The sequence below is a fragment of the Microbacterium sp. genome (assembly GCF_030149085.1).
Lineage (GTDB): Bacteria > Actinomycetota > Actinomycetes > Actinomycetales > Microbacteriaceae > Microbacterium.
In genome coordinates, this window is sequence record NZ_JASBSF010000247.1 from 1 (window position 1) to 17,440 (window position 17,440).

Consider the following 17,440-nt stretch of genomic DNA (forward strand, 5'->3'; position numbering starts at 1 on the left):
GACTGCGCGCTGTCGGGCCGTGTGGGATGCCGCAGCCGCCATCGTCACCAGCGACCTCGCCTACATCGAGGCGCACGCGGCACTTGCCCAGGCGCGCCGGCTCGAGCGACTCACGGATGCCTCGCACCAGCGCGCGGTGGCGGCATTCGAGTCGCTCTGGTCTGGCGTGGCGCGGATTGCGGTCGCACCGTCGATCATCCGCGAAGCCGCGACACTCGCTCACGCTCAGGCACTTCGCGGATACGACGCCGTTCATGCGGCAAGTGCGGTAGCAGCGGCTTCCGATGAGTTCGTCGCCGTTTCCGGGGACGCGGCGTTGCTGCACGCCTGGAGCGAACTCGGCATCGCCACCGTTGACAGTCGCGGATGAGATTCCCGCGCCGTCCTTGCGTCATAGCCGCGAGCGGGCGGCATCCTGTTCAGGAGTCAACCGCAGCGCGTCGGGGCCACGCCGCCCAGCCGTCGGAGAGCACGCGAAGGATCGGGCGCGCTGCCTCGACCTGGGCTGCGGGGAGGCCTTCGCCTGCGGGACTTCGCCCCGAGGTCGACCCATTCGGATACTCAAGCGAGTACCCAACCCACGGGGCAGGGCCCTCGTGGACGCTCTCGCGGTACCTGCCACCGACGACCGCGAAGACATGCCGCTCGAGCTCGTCGACCTCGTACTCTCCGGTCGAGTCGCATGCGTCACACCCGCAAACCGGGAAGGGGAAGTCGTGCAGCAACCCCGCGTGCATGACAATGCCCGGAAAGTCTGTGTAGGCCAGCGTGATCGCGGCGCATCGTGGGTCGTTCGGCTCGATACGCAGCGCCCGCACGACGGGCGTGCTCTGGCGAAGAAGATCGGTTGCCACATCCGCACTCTCGGTGATCCGCACGTCGTAGGTTTCAGCCAGGTGCGCCACGAGCGCGTCGGCGACGGTATGAAGCGGAGCAAACCGCTCGGGGTGCGTATCGACCGAGTAAGCGTCGGTCGGAGGTGAGCCTTCCCAGCGGTTCCCGTACTCGATGACCCGACCCTCGGCGTCGCGGAACACCGGCGTCTCGATCGGTGGACGATGGTAGGAACTCACGCCGCCATTCTTCCCGCGATATCGCTGTGGTGCGCTGAGCGGGCCTGCACGGCCCATCGCGGATGCTGCGGACCGCTTGACATCCGCGTAGCGATCTGGCGTGCTGGGGAGGCGGGCCCGCGCCGAGAAGGAGACACGATGCGACTACTGCTGACCGGCGGCGGAGTGACCAATCCCAGCATCCGTAACGCCCTCGTGGATCTGCTCGGCAAGCCGACCGAGGAGTCGACGGCCCTGTGCATTCCCACAGCGATGTATGGGCATCCGTGGCTCGGTCCGGGCGTCAAGGCGTGGGAGTTCGCCGCCGGCCACGAGCCCGGCAACCCGATGGTTTCGCTGGGCTGGAAGTCGGTCGGGCTCCTCGAACTCACAGCACTGCCGAGCATCCCCGACGAGCGATGGATGCCGCAGGTGCGCGACGCCGACGTGCTACTCGTCTCGGGCGGCGATGCGATCTACCTGCACCACTGGCTCCGCGAGTCCGGGATGCTCGACGTGCTGGGCCACCTCGACGACACCGTGTGGCTCGGCATGAGCGCCGGCAGCATGGTCATGGCCCCGCGGATCGGCGAGGAATTCGTCGGTTGGAAATCACCCCTGGGTGACCGCGGGCTCGGCTTCGTCGACTTCGCGATCTGCCCGCACCTGGCCGTCGGCGATCGCCCCGGCAACTCGATGGAGGTCGCCGAGAGGTGGGCGTCCAAGATCGATGTCCCCGCGTATGTGATGGATGACGAAACGGCGATTGTCGTCGACGGCGACCGGGTCGAGGTCGTGTCGGAAGGGGTCTGGCACCGGCTGGGCGACTAGTACCGCTCGGCAAGGAGAGACGCAGGACTCTCGCACATTCGTTATCTGAAGTGATAATCTGCACAGGTGGATGATGCGATGTCACGCCTTCCTGAGGGCCTGAGCGAGGTGCTCGAGTCCGCCGCGCGACTGCAGGCCCGCGTGCCGGATGCCGTTCTCGTCGGCGGAGCCGCCGCCGCTCTCTATGCACGCCACCGGATGTCGACCGACCACGATCACATCATCGAAGACCTCCAGGACCGTTACGAACAGATCCTCGATGCCCTGGAGAGGGAGGGCGACTGGGTCTTCAACAGAGGGGTCCCGGGCAAGATCATCCTCGGCGAGCTCGGAGGAATCGAAGCAGGCGTGCGTCAGATGATCCGCACACGGCCGCTCGAGGTGCAGTCGGTCACCGTGCCGACTGGCGCCACCATCACGGTTCCCACTCTCGACGAGATTGCGCGAATCAAGGGCTTCCTGATCGTGAAGCGCAACCAGATGCGTGACTACCTCGACGTTGCCGCGCTGTCGTATCGCTTCGGACCCGAGCGAATCGGCGCGGTGCTTTCCCGGATCGACGACTACTACACCGACCCGACTCATCCGGAGGACCGGCCGGTGCAGTCTCAACTCGCCAGGCAGCTGATCGATCCCTCACCGAAAGACCAGACCCGTATCCGCGATCTGGCCACCTATAAGCAGCTCGAGCGGCGCTGGCACGACTGGCAGAACGTCGTCGCCGACTGCCGAACGCTGGCTCCCTACGTCGCCGCCTGAATGCCGAGAGGAACTGAGGATGCCGCTTCGATTCCGCAATATCGACGTCACCCCCGACGCCCCCGTGCGCGAGTGGGGGTTCGAAGGCATGCTTGCCGCACTCGATCGGGGCTACGCGCCTCACTGGTCTCGGCTCGCTTCAGCCGTGGCGTCCGAGCCGGGCCTGCGCGAGATATTCGAGGAGGCTGCTGAGGCCGCGGAGTCACGCACCACCGTCGCGCTCGTGCGCGAAATGATCGACCACCGACAGCGGACGTCGTCGGACGTCGCCCGCGAACGCCTCCGCTCCGCCCACCGCGCGAGCGGCCTCACCCAACGTGAGCTCGCATCTACGCTCGGAACATCCGCGAGCCGGCTCAGCACCTATCTGAGCGGTCGTGTGACTCCCGCCATGGATGTGCTGGTCGCGGCCGAGGAACTCGCTGACCGAGAAGTCGCGCTTCGCAACGCGCGGGAACTGATTCTGCGGTAGGTGCTGCACGAGTCATCCATCACGAGACGGATCCACGGCGCTCCTGAGCGTCGAAGCTCCACCCTTGCACGCGGTGGATCATCGCCGCCTTCGGATAGGTGCCGCCGGGTCGGCCGATCTCGACCAGGTCGATCATGAGGAACAGCGGATAGTCGGGAGCCTGCGCGATCCGCCGCACGACGCGCCCCTCGCACCCGATGACGGTCTCACCGCTCCCCCAGATCACCGTCCAGGTGTGAGGGGCGCTCGCATCGAACGGAAACGTCACCTCAGCCATATCGGTCTGCATCCGCGGATCATGATGTGCCTTCACGCCAGTCCGCGCGATCGTGGTGGTGCCGACGGCATCCGCATCGATCTCGACAATGCAGATCTCTCCTGAGTCCTCCGGCGACAGATGCTCGGTTCCCACGAGCCAGGCCGCGAGCATGCATCCGTCATCACGCGTGGCCGACACGGTCAGGTCGACGCGTCCGCTCGAAGGATCAAACAGCAGCCGCAACGGCGTTTCGGTACGCACGCGCACGTCGTCGCGGTGACGGTGGGTTCCGGATGCCGACCCCACCGGCCCCGAGAAGGTGCCCGTCTGCAGATTCGACACCCGCAGCGGGGCATCCTCGTGCCGCCAGTCGAGCTGATCCTGCTCGATCCGCAGCTCGAGGCCCCCGGGCGTGATGCGGTAGCGAGCTTCCGAGCGCTCCGGGGTTGTCCAGTGCGGCAGGTAGTGCGCCACCCAGCGCTCGGACGACAGATCACCCGAGAATCGGTCGTCGAGGTCGGGGGCGCGATCCGGCGGCGGAGGCAGCAGTTCGACGACGGATGGATCGAAGCTCACGTCCCCAGCATCGCGCCGACGTCCGACATGACGCGCGCGGAGAGCCGGGCCGCGCCTCAGGTCGCGTTCCAGAGCGCCTGGTAGTACTGCATCCGTTCCGGATCGGGGTCGATGCCGTACGCGTCAACGAGCGCGTCTTCCCACCCGGGTCCATAGTTCCACTGCGTACTGAGCGCGGCCGACGCGAGGTCGCCCCACCGATCACCGATACCAAGCGAGCCGAGGTCAACGTGGCCCGACCAGGTGCCGGCATCCGAGATCAGCGTGTTCGGCGCGCACGCGTCACCGTGACATACGACGAGCCGGTCAACCGGCGGCGGCTCGTGCAGCGCTGCGGGAACACGGATGCCGCGCGCCGCCGCGGTCGCGAGGCGCCCGGGCACATCCCACCGGAACGGGCACTGCGCGACCGGCAGCGCATCGTGCAGTGCCCGCAGCCCCTGACCGATCGCCCGAACCGCCGTCGCGGGATCGGAGCGCCACCGCGGTGATACCGCACTCTCCCCCGCCAGTCCCTCGGTCACGAGCCACGCGTGGGTTTCGTTGCGTCCGAACTCGATGACCCGCGGCACGGGTGTGAACGGAGCGACCCACCGCAGCCGTTCAACCTCCGCCTCGACCGACCACTCGGCGTTGTGGGCCTCGTATTTGATGAAACGGGTGCTGTCGGCATCCGTCGCCCGAAAAGTCAGGCCGCCGAGGTCGTTGATCCACACCGGGGTCAACCGTGCGCCCCGCGCCAACTCCCGCACCCGCGAGGGGATCGGGATGTCAGGCGACGGGATCTCAGCCATCTGCCCGCTCGTCCGGGACGATGATCACCATCGCGATCTCGCTCTCTGACCACCCGCGCGATTCGAGTTCTGCAGACAGCGCCTGGCTGAAGACCTGGTGCGACCTCCTTCTGGCCAGGACCGTCGCCTCGGGCACATCGTCGGCGCCGATCGCCTCGCACGCCTCGCGAAGATCGGCCCGCAGTCGAGACACCGTGGAGCTCCCAAACGCGGCGCGCAGATCCTCAACCGCGGGTAGACCCACCAACCAGCCGTCCACGCTGTACGCGGACTCAGATCCGGTCGGCGGCCTGCGCCCACCCATGCCGCGTGCCACTGCCATCCGTACGACCGCCACCCCGGTCGCGGCGACCGCCAGAATGCCGACCGCGGTCGTCGGATAGATCGAAAACGCCGCCTGGTAGAGCGGCGAACCCATCCCCAGCGTGAGAGCGACGGCGATGCGTCCGGCCGAGAACGTGGCATACCCCACGTTCACCAGCAAAAGCGTCAGCGCGCCGACCTCGCCGACGATCGGCGCGACGCGGGTCTCACGCGCCGTGAGTACGCACAGCAGCAGGAGTGCAAACACCTTCACCAGCGCCGAGATGGGAAGTCCGATGAGCGCGGTCGTCGCTGCAACAGCCAACACAGCGCAGGACACCACGATGGTGGCGCTCCGCAGCCGCCCCGAGAGCGCACGAAGGGCCAGCAGAATACCGCCGGGACCGAGCACCATGAACGTGTCACCGACCACGAGCGCGAGAACGGTGCCCGTCGTTTCGTAGATCGCGTACATCAAGGTCGATCCCACGGCGGCGATGCCCGCGATAATGCAGAACCGGACGAACAGCTGCCCGCGTCCGGGCGAACCGATGCTGGGAAGTGTGGAGGCAATGATGACTCCCGCGACCGCGATGCAGATCACGAGGAGGGTGCCGATCCACGCCATAAACCCCCGCCCCCTTCCTGGTCTTCTCGGAAGTACCCAGGCCCGCCCGAGCTCATCATAGGGAACTGGCGGATGACGGCGACAGACAGGATGCGGCACCAGCCGTCACCGAGAGACACGGATCCCGCCGCATCCGGCGGGCAGAGATAGCATGATCGGTCGGCACGGATACCCATGACAGGTGCGCGAGCCCCGATGCGGAAGCAGGACATGACGAGCGACGCGACTCCCGAACAGTTCACCGCCGCAGCGCGCGTGGTAGCGCTACCCGCCAACTACTGGGCGGCGATCGACCTCGACGTCGCGCGCCTGAGCGCGCTCCCCGGACCGCGCATGATCGACGTTTCCAAGGGCAGCCCCGACATGCCCACCCCGCCCCACATCGTCGCGGCGATGCAACGGGCCGTCGACGACCCGCGACACCATCGATACAACGACTTCGCTGGCTACGCGGGCCTGCGTGAAGCCATTGCTCGCCGCTATCAGGCCGACCACGGCGTCGACCTCGACCCGCTGGCTCAGATCATCGCCTTCAGCGGATCACACGAAGCGCTCATGGCGTCCGTGCTCGCCCTCACCGATCCGGGTGACACCGTGATCCTGCCTGATCCGGGATACCCGATGTACGTATCGGCGGTCGACCTCGCCGGCGCCCGCATCCAGACCCTCCCGCTGATCGAACCCGCCTACCTCCCCGACTATGCGGCACTCGACGACCTCAACACGGCACGCCTGCTACTGCTGAACTACCCGAATAATCCCACCGGTGCTATCGCCGACAGCAGCGTCTTCGAGGGAGCCCTTGAGCTCACGCGCCGCGTCGGAGCGGCGTTCGTCCACGACTTCGCGTACTCGTCGCTCGGCAACGGCACCACCCGGCCGCTCTCGGCCCTGAGCGTCGACCGCGAGACCGAGCGCACGGTCGAACTGCAGACGCTCTCGAAGACCTACAGCATGGCGGGTTGGCGGGTGGGCTTCGCCGCCGGTAACCCGTCGATCATCGCGGCGATGCGTCGGTATCAGGCGCACGCGTTCAGCCTCATCTTCGGCGCGACACAGGAGGCCGCCGCCGCAGCGCTCGATGGCGATCAAAACATCGTCGATGAGCTCGTCGCGATCTACCAGCGTCGGCGCGCGGTCGTCACGGCGGGGCTCCGAGACATCGGCTGGGAGGTCGTCGGGGGCGAAGGCACCTTCTTCGTCTGGGCGCGCGTGCCCGGGGATGCCGCCGAGATCGCGGCACGCCTGCTCGAGGAATGCCGCGTCGCGGTGGCCCCCGGCGACGGCTTCGGCGAGCGCGGTCGCGGACACATCCGGATCGGACTCGTCCACGACGAGAGCATCCTGGCCGAAATGATCGACCGCCTCCGAGGAGTCGATCTGCCCCGCTGACGACATGTTTCGTCGCACTTCGTCATCCTGGCGACACACAACAGCGATCACGCCCGCGTGAACGTAGCGTCATCGGCATGACCGACTCCCCCGTTCCCGTCCTCGACTTCTCGCAGCTGGATGCCGGCCCCGAGGCCGCTGCTCGGTTCCGTGCGGATCTTCGCCAAGCCACCCATGAGGTCGGGTTCTTTGCTCTGACTGGGCACGGTGCCTCGCCCGCGCTGCAAGATCGACTACTGGCGACCGCGCGCGCGTTCTTCGCCCTCCCGGATGCCGACAAGCTCGCGATCGAGAACCTGAAATCCCCCCAGTTCCACGGGTACGCGCGTCTCGGCGGTGAACTCACCCAGGGCCGCATCGATTGGCGTGAGCAGATCGACATCGGCCCCGGTGGCGAGCCCGTCGCCGTCGGCGAGAACGACCCCGCCTACCTCGCTCTCGCCGGACCCAACCTGTGGCCGGCGAACCTCCCCGAACTGCGCGAGGTGATCGAGGAGTGGACAACCCACCTCACCGTGGTCGCTCGACGTCTGCTCACGGCGTGGGCCGAGTCCCTCGGCGCGGACCCCGACGACCTGCTCCGGCTCTTCGACGACGCCCCGGCAACTCTCCTGAAGGTCGTGCGCTATCCGGGCATGCCTGACGACGCGCCGTCGCGCCAGGGAGTCGGCAGTCACAAGGACAGTGGTGTCTTGACCCTGCTGTGGATCGAGCCGGGTAGCCCCGGGCTTCAGGTCGAGTACGGCGGCCGGTGGTTCGATGTGCCGCCCGTCGACGGGGCGCTCGTCGTCAACATCGGCGAGCTCCTCGAATGGGCGACCGACGGCTACCTACGCGCCACTGTCCACCGTGTTGTCGCACCCGCCGAAGGGACCGACCGAATCTCGGTTCCGTTCTTCTTCAATCCGCGACTTGATGCCGAACTCCCGCGCCTGCAGATCGCCGACGAGTTCCGCGCCGCCGCGCGAGGTGTCGAACAGGACCCCGACAACGTCATCCACGGAACGTACGGCGAGAATCTGCTGAAGTCGCGCCTGCGTGCTCACCCGGATGTCGCCGCGATCCACCACCCCCAGTTGCTCGAGGTTCCCGCCGGAGTGTGAGGTCCGGGAGGCCCGGCGGGGTGCACGGCATGCAACATGTCGTCATATGACGACAGTGATTCGGATGCCGTCACCCTGCCGTGCACAATGGTGGGCATGTCCCTGACGTGTCGGTGTTGTCGCTAGCGCTATTGCGCTGCCCCGCGACCCCCGACCCGTGCGCCCTTCGGCGCTGATTCACTAGGACATCCCCGTGCGCTATGCCGCCTCGGTTGCCGACCTCATCGGCAACACCCCTCTCGTTCGCCTGAACTCCGTCACCTCAGGCATCCGTGCCACCGTGCTCGCGAAAGTCGAGTACCTGAACCCCGGCGGCTCCGCAAAAGACCGCATCGCCGCCCGCATGATCGACGACGCCGAAGCGCAGGGACTCCTGCGACCCGGCGGCACGATCATCGAACCCACGAGCGGCAACACCGGCGTGGGCCTCGCGCTGGTCGCCCAACAGCGCGGGTACCGGATGATCTTCGTCGTTCCCGACAAGTTCGCCGGCGACAAGGTCGCAACCCTCCGCGCCTACGGCGCCGAGGTCGTCGAGGTTCCCGCATCCGTGCCGCCGGAGCATCCGGACTCGTACTACTCGGTGTCGGATCGCCTCGCCCGCGAGATCCCGGGAGCGTTCAAGCCCAACCAGTTCGCCAACCCCGCCGCGCCCCGCAGCCACTTTGAGACCACCGGCCCCGAGATCTGGCGCGACACCGACGGTGAGGTCACGCATTTCGTCGCCGGCGTCGGCACGGGGGGCACGATCTCGGGAGCGGGACGCTACCTCAAACAAGCCTCGGCGGGACGGGTGCGCGTGATCGGCGCCGACCCCGAGGGCTCGATCTATTCAGGCGGACCCATCCACGGCTACCTCGTCGAGGGCGTGGGCGAGGACTTCTATCCACCGAACTTCGATCCCGGCGTCGTCGATCAGTTCCACCGCATCTCGGATGCCGAATCTTTCGCGATGACCCGCCGCCTCGCCCGCGAGGAGGGTCTGCTCGTCGGGGGCTCGAGCGGCATGGCCGTCGTCGCTGCCCTGCGCACGGCGCGAGATCTGCCCGACACGGCCGTCGTCGTCGTACTTCTTCCCGACAGCGGCCGCAGCTATCTCGGCAAGATCTTCGACGACGACTGGATCACCGACCGCATCCCCGCCACGTTCGACCACCAGCCTGTGAGGACCGCATGACCAGCCCCGCCGCCCGCCAGTTCGATTCGCTCGCCGTCCACGCCGGGCAGGATCCGGATGCCGCCACCGGCGCTGTCATCCCACCCGTCCACTTCTCCTCGACCTACGTGCAGGACGGGATCGGAAACCTCCGCGACGGCTACGAGTACGGCCGCGCCGGCAACCCGACGCGCACGGCGCTCGAGCGCCAGCTCGCCGCGATCGAAGGCGGCACGTTCGGCCTCTCGTTCGCGTCGGGCCTTGCCGCCGAAGACGCACTCCTCCGGGCCCTTCTGAAGCCCGGCGACGAGGTGCTCATCGGAAACGACGCCTACGGCGGCACATACCGGCTCATCTCCCGCCTCCTGGGGCCCTGGGGTGTCGGGGTACGGGTCGCCGATCTCAGCGACCCGGCCGCCGTGGCAGCGGCACTGTCGGCATCCGTTCCGCGCGTCGTCTGGGTCGAGACGCCCAGCAACCCGCTGCTGCGGATCACCGACATCGCTGCCCTCGCGACAGCTGCTCACGCCGTCGGCGCGATCGTCGTCGTCGACAACACCTTCGCGACCCCGGCGCTGCAACAGCCCCTGAGTCTTGGCGCCGATGTGGTCGTGCACTCGGCGACGAAGTACCTCGGCGGGCACTCCGACGTCGTCGGGGGCGCCGTGGTGACCTCGGATGCCGAGATCCACGAGAAGACGCGGTTCCTGCAGTTCGCCGCGGGAGCCGTTTCGGGGCCGCTGGATGCCTGGCTCACGACGCGCGGGATCAAGACTCTCGGCATCCGGATGCAGCGGCACAGCGAGAACGCGCAGCGCGTCGCGACTACCCTCGCCGCCGATCCCCGCGTCGCGCGCGTCTACTACCCGGGTCTGCCGACGCACCCCGGCCACGAGATCGCGGCGGCGCAGATGAGCGGGTTCGGCGGGATCGTCTCGCTCGAGCTCGGCTCGGGCGAGCAGGCTCGGCGGTTCGCCGAGTCGACGCGCCTCTTCACGCTGGCCGAATCGCTCGGCGGCGTCGAGTCGCTCGTCAACTATCCCGATGCGATGACGCATGCGTCAGTGCGCGGCACGGAACTCGCCGTCCCTGAGACGATCGTGCGCCTGTCGGTCGGGATCGAATCGGCCGACGACCTGCTCGATGACATCGACCACGCCCTTGCGAAGGCGAGCTGACAGCCAGCGGGTTCGTGACGGCGTGTGACAGGGGCGTGAGCGAGGCGGCCCCGGGCCTGCCAGGATGGAAACGGTGAGCAAGACGACGGGACCTGGCGGCGCGAGCGCGCCCACCGCGACACTCGAAAACTCCGTCATCCTGACGGGCGACACTGTCCGCATCCTGGATCGCCGCGTCTTTCCCTCACGCATCGAGTGGGTCATCGCCCACACCGCCGAAGAGGTCGCCGAGGCGATCCGGGCGATGGTCACCCAGAGTTCCGGGCCGCTCTATGCGGCCTGCGCGGGCATGGCGCTGACGGCACAGCAGTCCCGTGATCAGCCGCTCCCCGACGCTCGCGCGCGCCTCGCGGCCGCGGGAGCGGCGATCGCCTCTGCCCGCCCCACCAACCGTCATCCGCAGGATGCTGTCGCGGCGATCATCGACGCGACTTCCGCCGCGACGACGACCGCCGAATTCGTCGAGCGGGCAACGGACGCCGCCACAGCCTTCGCCGCCGCATACCGCGACGCGGGCGTGCGCCTCGGGCGGGCCGCGGTTTCGCTGCTCCCGCAGCGCGCGACGATCCTCACCCACTGCTGGGGGGAGGCGTACCTGTTCGGCCTCGTCACCGCTGCCCGCGAAGCCGGCACCGCACTGACCTGGGTCGCCACCGAAACGCGCCCCTATCTGCAGGGCGCACGCCTGACCGCGCACTCGCTGCGCGAGCTCGGCTACGACGTCACTCTGATAACCGACGGCATGGCAGCCGCCGCCCTCGCCTCCCCCACCGGGGCCGGCAGCGGACCGATCGACGCCGCCATCACCGCCGCCGACCGCGTCGCCATGGACGGCTCGGTCATCAACAAGGTCGGCACCCTCGCCATCGCTGCCGCCTCGAGCACGTTCGACATCCCCTACATCGCCCTCGTCGAGGCACCCGACGCCGAGGCTCCGACCGGCGCGGATGTCGTCATCGAAGAGCGCGACCCCCGCGACGTGCTCGAAGTGCTCGGGCACCGCACCGCGAGCGAGCTCGTGACGGATGCCTGGTACCCCGCCTTCGACATCACCCCGCCCCGGCTCGTGACGAGCATCGCGACGTCTCGCGGCCCCTTCTCCCCCGACCGCCTCGCGGAGTACTTCACGACCCCCGCCGACCGGTTCGCCTCGCCCGTCACTGCCACGACCGCCGACACTCTCGTGCCGGCAGGAACGGATGCCACCGCATGACGACTCTCGCCGTGGACGTGATCGTCCTCGACATCGAAGGCACCACGAGCGCCGCGGGGTTCATCCTCGGCGACCTCTACGACTACGCGCGTCCGCGTCTGGAGCAGGTGCTCGCCCGCGCCGAGAACGACGAGGTGATCGCCGCCGCTCGCGCCGACGCGATCACCGAAACGGGACTCACTCCCGACGCCACTGACACCGAGATCGCCGATGCGCTACGCGCGCTCATGGCAGCCGACGTCAAGTCCACTCCCCTGAAGACGCTGCAGGGAGTGCTGTGGGCCGAGGGCTTCGCGCGCGGCGAGATCACCTCGCAGTTCTTCGACGACGTGCCCCCGCGACTGCGCGAGTGGCGGGAGGCCGGCATCCGTCTGGTCGTCTACTCGTCGGGTTCGGTGGCCTCGCAGCAGCCCTGGTTCCGTCACGCTCCGCAGGGAGACCTGAGCACTCTCGTCGAGGCCTGGTTCGACACCGTCAACGCGGGGCCGAAGAAAGAAGAAGCCTCTTACCGGCGCATCGCCGAGTCGCTCGGGCTGGATGCCGCACGTCTGCTGTTTCTCACCGATCACCCCGACGAGGTCGCCGCCGCTCACGCCGCGGGCTGGAACGTCATCGCCCTCGACCGGACGGGCGAACCGTGGGCGGGCGAACATCCGACGGGAACCGCGGTCGGCAGCTTTGACGAGATCGAGGTGACGCGATGAGCACGGTGCCTTCTGCCGCCGCTATCACCGATGCCGGCGCGATCCTCGCCGATGAGGCCCGCCGCTTCGCTGGCTACGGCTGGATGCGCGGCACCTCGGGGAACCTCTCGCTCGTGCTCGAGCGCGATCCGCTCACGCTCGCCGTCACGGCATCCGGCCTCGATAAATCCCAGCTGAGCGCGACGGATGTCGTCCTCGTCGATGCCCACGGCGCTGCCCTCGACCCCGCCGACACGCGGCCCCCGTCGGCAGAAGCCGGCCTGCACGCGCACATCGCGAGCCGGACGGGTGCGGGCGCGATCTTCCACGTCCACGCAATGGATGCCGTCATCGCCGGGGCACGGTGGCCGGGCGGCGTCGAGCTGCGCGATCTGGAGATGCTCAAAGGCCTCGGTCACCGAGCGCACGACGAGACCGTCGTCATCCCGGTGATCGACAACCATCAGGACATGACCGTCGAGGCGGCGCGCTTCGACGAGGTCTACGTACCGGCCACGGCCGACGTACCTGAAGTACCGGTTCTGATCGTCGCCAGCCACGGCATCTACGCCTGGGGCGCGACGCATCTCGATGCCCGGCGCCACCTCGAGATCGCCGAGTGGCTCCTGCGCTTCACCGTCGCCACGCGCTGACCCCTGGGCCGCTGCCCGCCACGGTCCCAGTCTCGCCGGGATCCCGACGCGCGCTATGCGAACGGAATCTCGGTGGTCCCCGCGACGAGAGTGCGCACGTCAGACGTGACGAGGCGCTCGGTGCCGAGCCGGCGCGCGACCCGCAGCGCCCAGCGCACCGCACGGGCGCGCTCGGGCTCGGGAAGCGTCTGGATGTCGGCAACCTTCGAGAACCCGACGATGCGTCGCACGGTTTTGGCCGCTGCGTAGATCGCGGCATCCGTGTGCACCCGCTCGAGAGTCGCCGTCAGCACCGCGTCGTCGAAGACGCGCGGGTCCACCCGGGTCGGCCACCGCGACGAGAACTCCTGGTCGAAGGCGTCAACGAGTTCGACCGGCAGCGCGAGCAGCAGCTCGGCGTCAGCCGAGCGGCCCTGCGCGTGGGCGCGGGCAGCAGCGAGCACGAGATTCGCCCAGACCGCACCGAGATCGAACCCGGTCGGGCCGTACATTCCGAATTCGGAATCAAACGCGCGCACCGATCCGGCCGCACCTTCCTCGTCCGCGCGGACGAAGACCGAACCCGTGTGCAGGTCCCCGTGGATGAGACTCTGCGTGTCTTCTTGAAAACGAAGCTTCGCCAGTGCGATCTCGTGCACGAAATCCCGGTCCGCGCGAAGCTCCCGGACATCCTCATCGTTGGCGGGCAGCCAGCCGTTGTGGACGTGGTCGACGTAGGGCTCGGTGAACACCAGGTCTTCGGTGATCTCACCGAGCTCCGGATTCGCCGCCGCAGCGACCAGGCGGCGGCGCGCGGGCCCGGGCGTGCCGAAGACGCTCGTCGCGAAGGCCGTCGCGCCGACGTAGCGGCCGAGTTCTGCCGCGGCGTACGGATGCAGGCGCCCGGCGTTGAGCTCCGACCGCCACACCGCGTGGTCGCTGAGGTCCTCGATCGACAGGACGATCGCCTCTTCATCGAACCCGTAGAGCGCGGGCACGTGTGCGGGATCGATCCGCTCGTGCGCGGCGAGCACGAAGGCCTCACGGCGGGTCCGCTCGCGGGTCATCGGCCACGAGGGATCCACCCGGACGTGCGGCAGCGACTGCTTGATGACGACACTGCTCCCGTGCGCGTCGGTGACGACGAACACGAGGTTGAGGTTGCCGTCGCCGACCTCGCGGACAGTCACGATCGCGGCAGGATCGACAGGTCCCGCCAGGTGCGGACGATCGGCGAGAAAGCCCGGGACCGTCTCGACGGTCAGCTGCGCGGTAGACGTGGTGGTGCTCATGAACTGGTCGTGCTCCCGGCGTTGATGATGGTGGCGCGGCGACGGAACGTGAAGCTGAACAGCAGCGCGACCAGCAGCACGACGCCCTTGCCGAAGTCCTGGTAGTAGTACGGCAGGCCCGCCATCGAGAATCCTGTCACCATGACGGCGATGAGTACCGCACCGAGTGCCGTCCCCCATGCGTTGGGGCGACCGATACCGAGAACTGACACACCCACGAGCGCGACAGCAACGGCATCCAGCAGCAGCGAGTTACCGGCCGAGACATCGCCCTGGCCGATGCGTGCCGACAGCAGCAGACCCGAAATCGAGGCGAGGATGCCGCATCCGATGTACGCGGCGGCGCGGTAGACCCGCACGCGCACGCCCGCCAGACGCGCAGCCTGCGGATTGGATCCGACAGCTGCGAGTGCCCGGCCCCAGCGGGTGCGTTCGAGGACGACCCACAGCAGGACGGTGAGCGCGAAGAACAGGATGACGGGAACCGACACGAATCCGATCGAGCCGCGGTCAAGCCACAGGAAGTCGTCCGTGAACCGGCCCGGCGCGGTCGACCCGTCGGGCAGCATCATCTGCGACGAGATCGACTTTCCGTCGACGATGATGAGCTTCAGGCCCACGACGATGAACATCGTGGTCAGGGTGGCGAGCAGATCCGGGATGCGGGCGAAGACGATGAGGACGGCATTGAAAGCCCCGATGAGGGCACCCGAGACGAGAACGACAGCGATCGAGACCCCGCCGACCTGGCCGGCGACGACGAGGGTCCACGCCGAGATCGAGACCGCGAAGCCGGCGTTCGCGCCGACCGAGAGGTCGAGACCGCCGACCGTCATCGCGAGGGTCACCCCGAGACCGGCAATGCCGATGGGAGCGATGTACTTCAGCATCCCGAACACGTTCTCGACGGTGCGGAAGTTCGGTTCGGTGATCGCGAAGTACAGGATCAGCGCGGCGGTGACGGCCACGAATCCCCACGTCGCGATGCCCCGGGCGGCCCTTTCGCCGATGCTCTCACGGGCAACGAACGCGGTCTGCGCGCTCATGCGGACTCCTTCTGGTGGTGCGGATCGTCCAGGAGCGCGGCGACGAGCCGCTCACGCGGCACGGTGCCGGCGGGTACATCGAGAACGATGCGCCCCTGAACGAGAACGATGATGCGATCGGCGACGTCGAGGATTTCGTCGATGTCGCTCGAGAAGACCACGACGGCGCAGCCCCCTGCGGCCTGGGCGCGCGCGGCTGCGCCGATCGCGCGCCGTGCGCCGATGTCGACGCCGCGAAACGGCTCGTCCAGGAGCGCGACACGCGGATCGGTGCGCAACCAGCGCCCGACCATCACCTTCTGCTGGTTGCCGCCCGACAGATCGTCAACGGCCGTCGCGGCAGAAGGCGCCACGACGCCGTAGTCGCGCACGACCTCGGCGCCGACCGCCGTCTCGGCGCGGGTGCGGATGAACCCCAGCCGGGTCGAGATCTCCGAAAGGACAGGGAGCCCGACGGTGCGCGAGATCGACCAGCCCTGCTGGATGCCATCGCGCTGTCGGTCTTCGGGCACGAGGACGACACCCCTCTCGATCGCTGCCGCAGGCGAGGTGGGAGCAAAGTCGGCATCCCCCAGTCGCAGGGTCGCTCCTGGTGCCGGGCGGGCGCCGCCGAGCGCTTCGGCGAGTTCCGTCTTTCCCGCGCCCAGCAGTCCCAGGACCCCCGTGACGTGTCCGCTATGGATCTGGAGCGACAGTGCAGCGGCGCCAGGAAGAAGCGTCACCCCTTCGGCATCGAGCTCGACATCTCCCGCGGGAAGGGGGTCGGTCACATGCTGCTGGAGTTCGGTGGGCACGCCGAGCATCGCCTCGATCGCGGCGCGCCAGTCGAACGGGCGGGACGCGTCGAGGGTGACCGATCCGTCGCGCAGGACGACGATGCGGTCGGCCAGCCGCTCGACCTCACCGAAACGGTGGCTGACGAAGACGATCGCCAGGCCCGCATCGCGCAGGCTCCGCACGACCTCGAAGAGCCGGTCGGCCTCGGCTTGGGTGAGCGCGGACGTCGGCTCGTCGAGAATGAGCAGCCGCGGCGTGGAACGGAGGGCGCGCGCGAGGATCAGCAGCTGCGCATCGGATGCCCCGAGACGGGCGGCATCCGTCGTGAGCACCTCATCGCTCCAGTGCAGGCCGAGCCGGGACAGTGCCGCGCGCGCTGCGCGCAGGGACTCCCGTCGACGCACGATTCGGTGTCCGTGGGTGGCGAGGTCGGTAAGGAGAACGTTGTCAGCCACGGACAGTCCGGGGACGATGCCGTCAGCGATCCGCTGATGCACCGTCTCGATGCCCGCGTGGCGCGCCGCGGCCGGGCTGCCGATCGGCCCGCTGTGACCGGCGATCTCGATCTGACCGGCGTCGTGGGAGACAGACCCCGAGATCGCACCGATGAGCGTCGACTTTCCGGCGCCGTTGGTGCCGAGCAGCGCGGTGATCGTGCCGGGATAGAGGGCAAGATCAACGCCCTGCAGGACCCGGTTGGATCCGAAGCGCACGCCGACGCCGGTGAGGCGGATGACGGGCTGGTCATCCGCCTCACCGGCGTTGTGGCGGGTTTCGCTCACTGCGAGACAGCAGGAAGCCAGTCGGCAGTGAGGAAGTCACCCAGCTGGAGGCCCGGCTCGACCTCGCGCAGCGCGGCCACGTTCGTGACGCCCTCATCGAGCAGGAACTGCTGCGTGATCGTCACGGCGGGGAACTGCACCTCGGTCTCATCGGACTCGCCGGCCAGCGACAGCGCGAGCGCACGCACGACAGCGGCGCCGACCGCGGCGGGGTCGGTCGCGCTCGTGGCCACCCAGGGGCTGCCGTCCGCGGTGATGACCTCAATGTCGGCGTTGGAGATGTCGATGCCGTAGACCTTGACGGAGTCCTGCAGGTTGTTCTGGATGACCGCCTGCACGACGCCCTTGGTGATCTCGTCGTAGGGAGCGAAGATCGCCTGCACGTCAGGGTGCTGCTTGAGTGCGGCATCCACGAGCGGGATGTTGTCGGTTGCGGTCGACTCGGTGACCTCACCGGTGAAGAACAGCTGGTCGAGGTTGTGCTCGCTCACGTAGGTGTCCCAGACGGCCTT

Annotated in this window: 19 protein-coding genes; 11 read left to right on the forward strand and 8 right to left on the reverse strand. The window is 68.3% G+C overall.

Features of this window, described 5'->3' with window-relative positions; translation table 11 throughout:
• The coding region (locus Q1V87_RS09970; RefSeq protein ID WP_300592162.1) for a type II toxin-antitoxin system VapC family toxin at positions 1-370 on the forward strand (370 nt) is incomplete at its 5' end.
• A gap of 49 nt (positions 371-419) precedes the next feature.
• Here the strand turns inward: Q1V87_RS09970 and Q1V87_RS09975 are convergent.
• Entirely contained in the window at positions 420-1,073 is a 654-nt protein-coding gene (locus tag Q1V87_RS09975) for a DUF6226 family protein (protein ID WP_300592164.1), read from the reverse strand.
• A 138-nt stretch (positions 1,074-1,211) separates the two neighbouring features.
• On the opposite strand from Q1V87_RS09975, the gene Q1V87_RS09980 reads away from it, so the two are divergent.
• From Q1V87_RS09980 to Q1V87_RS09990, 3 genes are all read left to right on the forward strand, one after another.
• Positions 1,212-1,883: a Type 1 glutamine amidotransferase-like domain-containing protein gene (locus Q1V87_RS09980; protein ID WP_300592166.1), complete on the forward strand. Its 672-nt coding sequence runs from the start codon at positions 1,212-1,214 to the stop codon at positions 1,881-1,883.
• Between the two features lie 66 nt (positions 1,884-1,949).
• Positions 1,950-2,642 (forward strand): hypothetical protein, encoded by a 693-nt coding sequence (locus Q1V87_RS09985; RefSeq protein ID WP_300592167.1) that lies wholly within the window; start codon positions 1,950-1,952, stop codon positions 2,640-2,642.
• Between the two features lie 19 nt (positions 2,643-2,661).
• A complete protein-coding gene (locus Q1V87_RS09990) occupies positions 2,662-3,114 on the forward strand; it encodes a helix-turn-helix transcriptional regulator (protein WP_300592169.1) in 453 nt (150 codons plus the stop codon).
• A 19-nt stretch (positions 3,115-3,133) separates the two neighbouring features.
• Here the strand turns inward: Q1V87_RS09990 and Q1V87_RS09995 are convergent, their stop codons facing one another.
• Genes Q1V87_RS09995 through Q1V87_RS10005 form a run of 3 tightly spaced genes read right to left on the reverse strand, consistent with a single transcriptional unit; the run spans position 3,134 to position 5,674 of the window.
• Positions 3,134-3,949, reverse strand: a complete 816-nt coding sequence (locus Q1V87_RS09995; protein ID WP_300592171.1) for a hypothetical protein — start codon at positions 3,947-3,949, stop codon at positions 3,134-3,136.
• A gap of 56 nt (positions 3,950-4,005) precedes the next feature.
• The gene (locus Q1V87_RS10000) at positions 4,006-4,743 is read right to left on the reverse strand and encodes an aminoglycoside 3'-phosphotransferase (RefSeq protein ID WP_300592173.1); all 738 of its coding nucleotides are present in this window, start codon (positions 4,741-4,743) and stop codon (positions 4,006-4,008) included.
• A complete protein-coding gene (locus Q1V87_RS10005; protein WP_300592174.1) occupies positions 4,736-5,674 on the reverse strand; it encodes a hypothetical protein in 939 nt (312 codons plus the stop codon). The genes Q1V87_RS10000 and Q1V87_RS10005 overlap by 8 nt, the downstream gene beginning before the upstream one ends.
• 210 nt (positions 5,675-5,884) lie before the next feature.
• On the opposite strand from Q1V87_RS10005, the gene Q1V87_RS10010 reads away from it, so the two are divergent.
• From Q1V87_RS10010 to mtnB, 7 genes are all read left to right on the forward strand, one after another.
• Positions 5,885-7,066, forward strand: coding sequence for an aminotransferase class I/II-fold pyridoxal phosphate-dependent enzyme (locus tag Q1V87_RS10010; protein ID WP_300592176.1), 1,182 nt, complete (start codon positions 5,885-5,887; stop codon positions 7,064-7,066).
• A 77-nt stretch (positions 7,067-7,143) separates the two neighbouring features.
• Positions 7,144-8,169 (forward strand): 2-oxoglutarate and iron-dependent oxygenase domain-containing protein, encoded by a 1,026-nt coding sequence (locus tag Q1V87_RS10015; protein WP_300592178.1) that lies wholly within the window; start codon positions 7,144-7,146, stop codon positions 8,167-8,169.
• Between the two features lie 193 nt (positions 8,170-8,362).
• Positions 8,363-9,346 carry a PLP-dependent cysteine synthase family protein gene (locus Q1V87_RS10020; RefSeq protein ID WP_300592180.1) on the forward strand — a complete coding sequence of 328 codons (984 nt, stop codon included), beginning with the start codon at positions 8,363-8,365 and terminating at the stop codon, positions 9,344-9,346.
• Positions 9,343-10,503 carry a cystathionine gamma-synthase gene (locus Q1V87_RS10025; RefSeq protein WP_300592182.1) on the forward strand — a complete coding sequence of 387 codons (1,161 nt, stop codon included), beginning with the start codon at positions 9,343-9,345 and terminating at the stop codon, positions 10,501-10,503. The genes Q1V87_RS10020 and Q1V87_RS10025 overlap by 4 nt, the downstream gene beginning before the upstream one ends.
• Positions 10,504-10,576: 73 nt before the next feature.
• The gene (locus Q1V87_RS10030) at positions 10,577-11,716 is read left to right on the forward strand and encodes a hypothetical protein (RefSeq protein ID WP_300592184.1); all 1,140 of its coding nucleotides are present in this window, start codon (positions 10,577-10,579) and stop codon (positions 11,714-11,716) included.
• Positions 11,713-12,420, forward strand: a complete 708-nt coding sequence (mtnC, locus tag Q1V87_RS10035; RefSeq protein WP_300592186.1) for an acireductone synthase — start codon at positions 11,713-11,715, stop codon at positions 12,418-12,420. The genes Q1V87_RS10030 and mtnC overlap by 4 nt, the downstream gene beginning before the upstream one ends.
• On the forward strand, positions 12,417-13,052 hold the full coding sequence (mtnB, locus tag Q1V87_RS10040) for a methylthioribulose 1-phosphate dehydratase (RefSeq protein ID WP_300592188.1): 636 nt from the start codon (positions 12,417-12,419) through the stop codon (positions 13,050-13,052). Before mtnC ends, mtnB begins: the two co-directional genes overlap by 4 nt.
• A 53-nt stretch (positions 13,053-13,105) precedes the next feature.
• Here the strand turns inward: mtnB and mtnK are convergent, their stop codons facing one another.
• The 4 genes from mtnK to Q1V87_RS10060 all read right to left on the reverse strand — a co-directional run.
• Positions 13,106-14,323 carry an S-methyl-5-thioribose kinase gene (gene mtnK, locus Q1V87_RS10045; protein WP_300592190.1) on the reverse strand — a complete coding sequence of 406 codons (1,218 nt, stop codon included), beginning with the start codon at positions 14,321-14,323 and terminating at the stop codon, positions 13,106-13,108.
• Entirely contained in the window at positions 14,320-15,369 is a 1,050-nt protein-coding gene (locus Q1V87_RS10050) for an ABC transporter permease (protein ID WP_300592192.1), read from the reverse strand. Before Q1V87_RS10050 ends, mtnK begins: the two co-directional genes overlap by 4 nt.
• Positions 15,366-16,928, reverse strand: a complete 1,563-nt coding sequence (locus tag Q1V87_RS10055) for a sugar ABC transporter ATP-binding protein (RefSeq protein WP_300592194.1) — start codon at positions 16,926-16,928, stop codon at positions 15,366-15,368. The genes Q1V87_RS10050 and Q1V87_RS10055 overlap by 4 nt, the downstream gene beginning before the upstream one ends.
• Positions 16,925-17,440: substrate-binding domain-containing protein (locus tag Q1V87_RS10060; RefSeq protein WP_300592196.1), on the reverse strand; the 516-nt coding region annotated here is incomplete at its 5' end. The genes Q1V87_RS10055 and Q1V87_RS10060, both read right to left, overlap by 4 nt.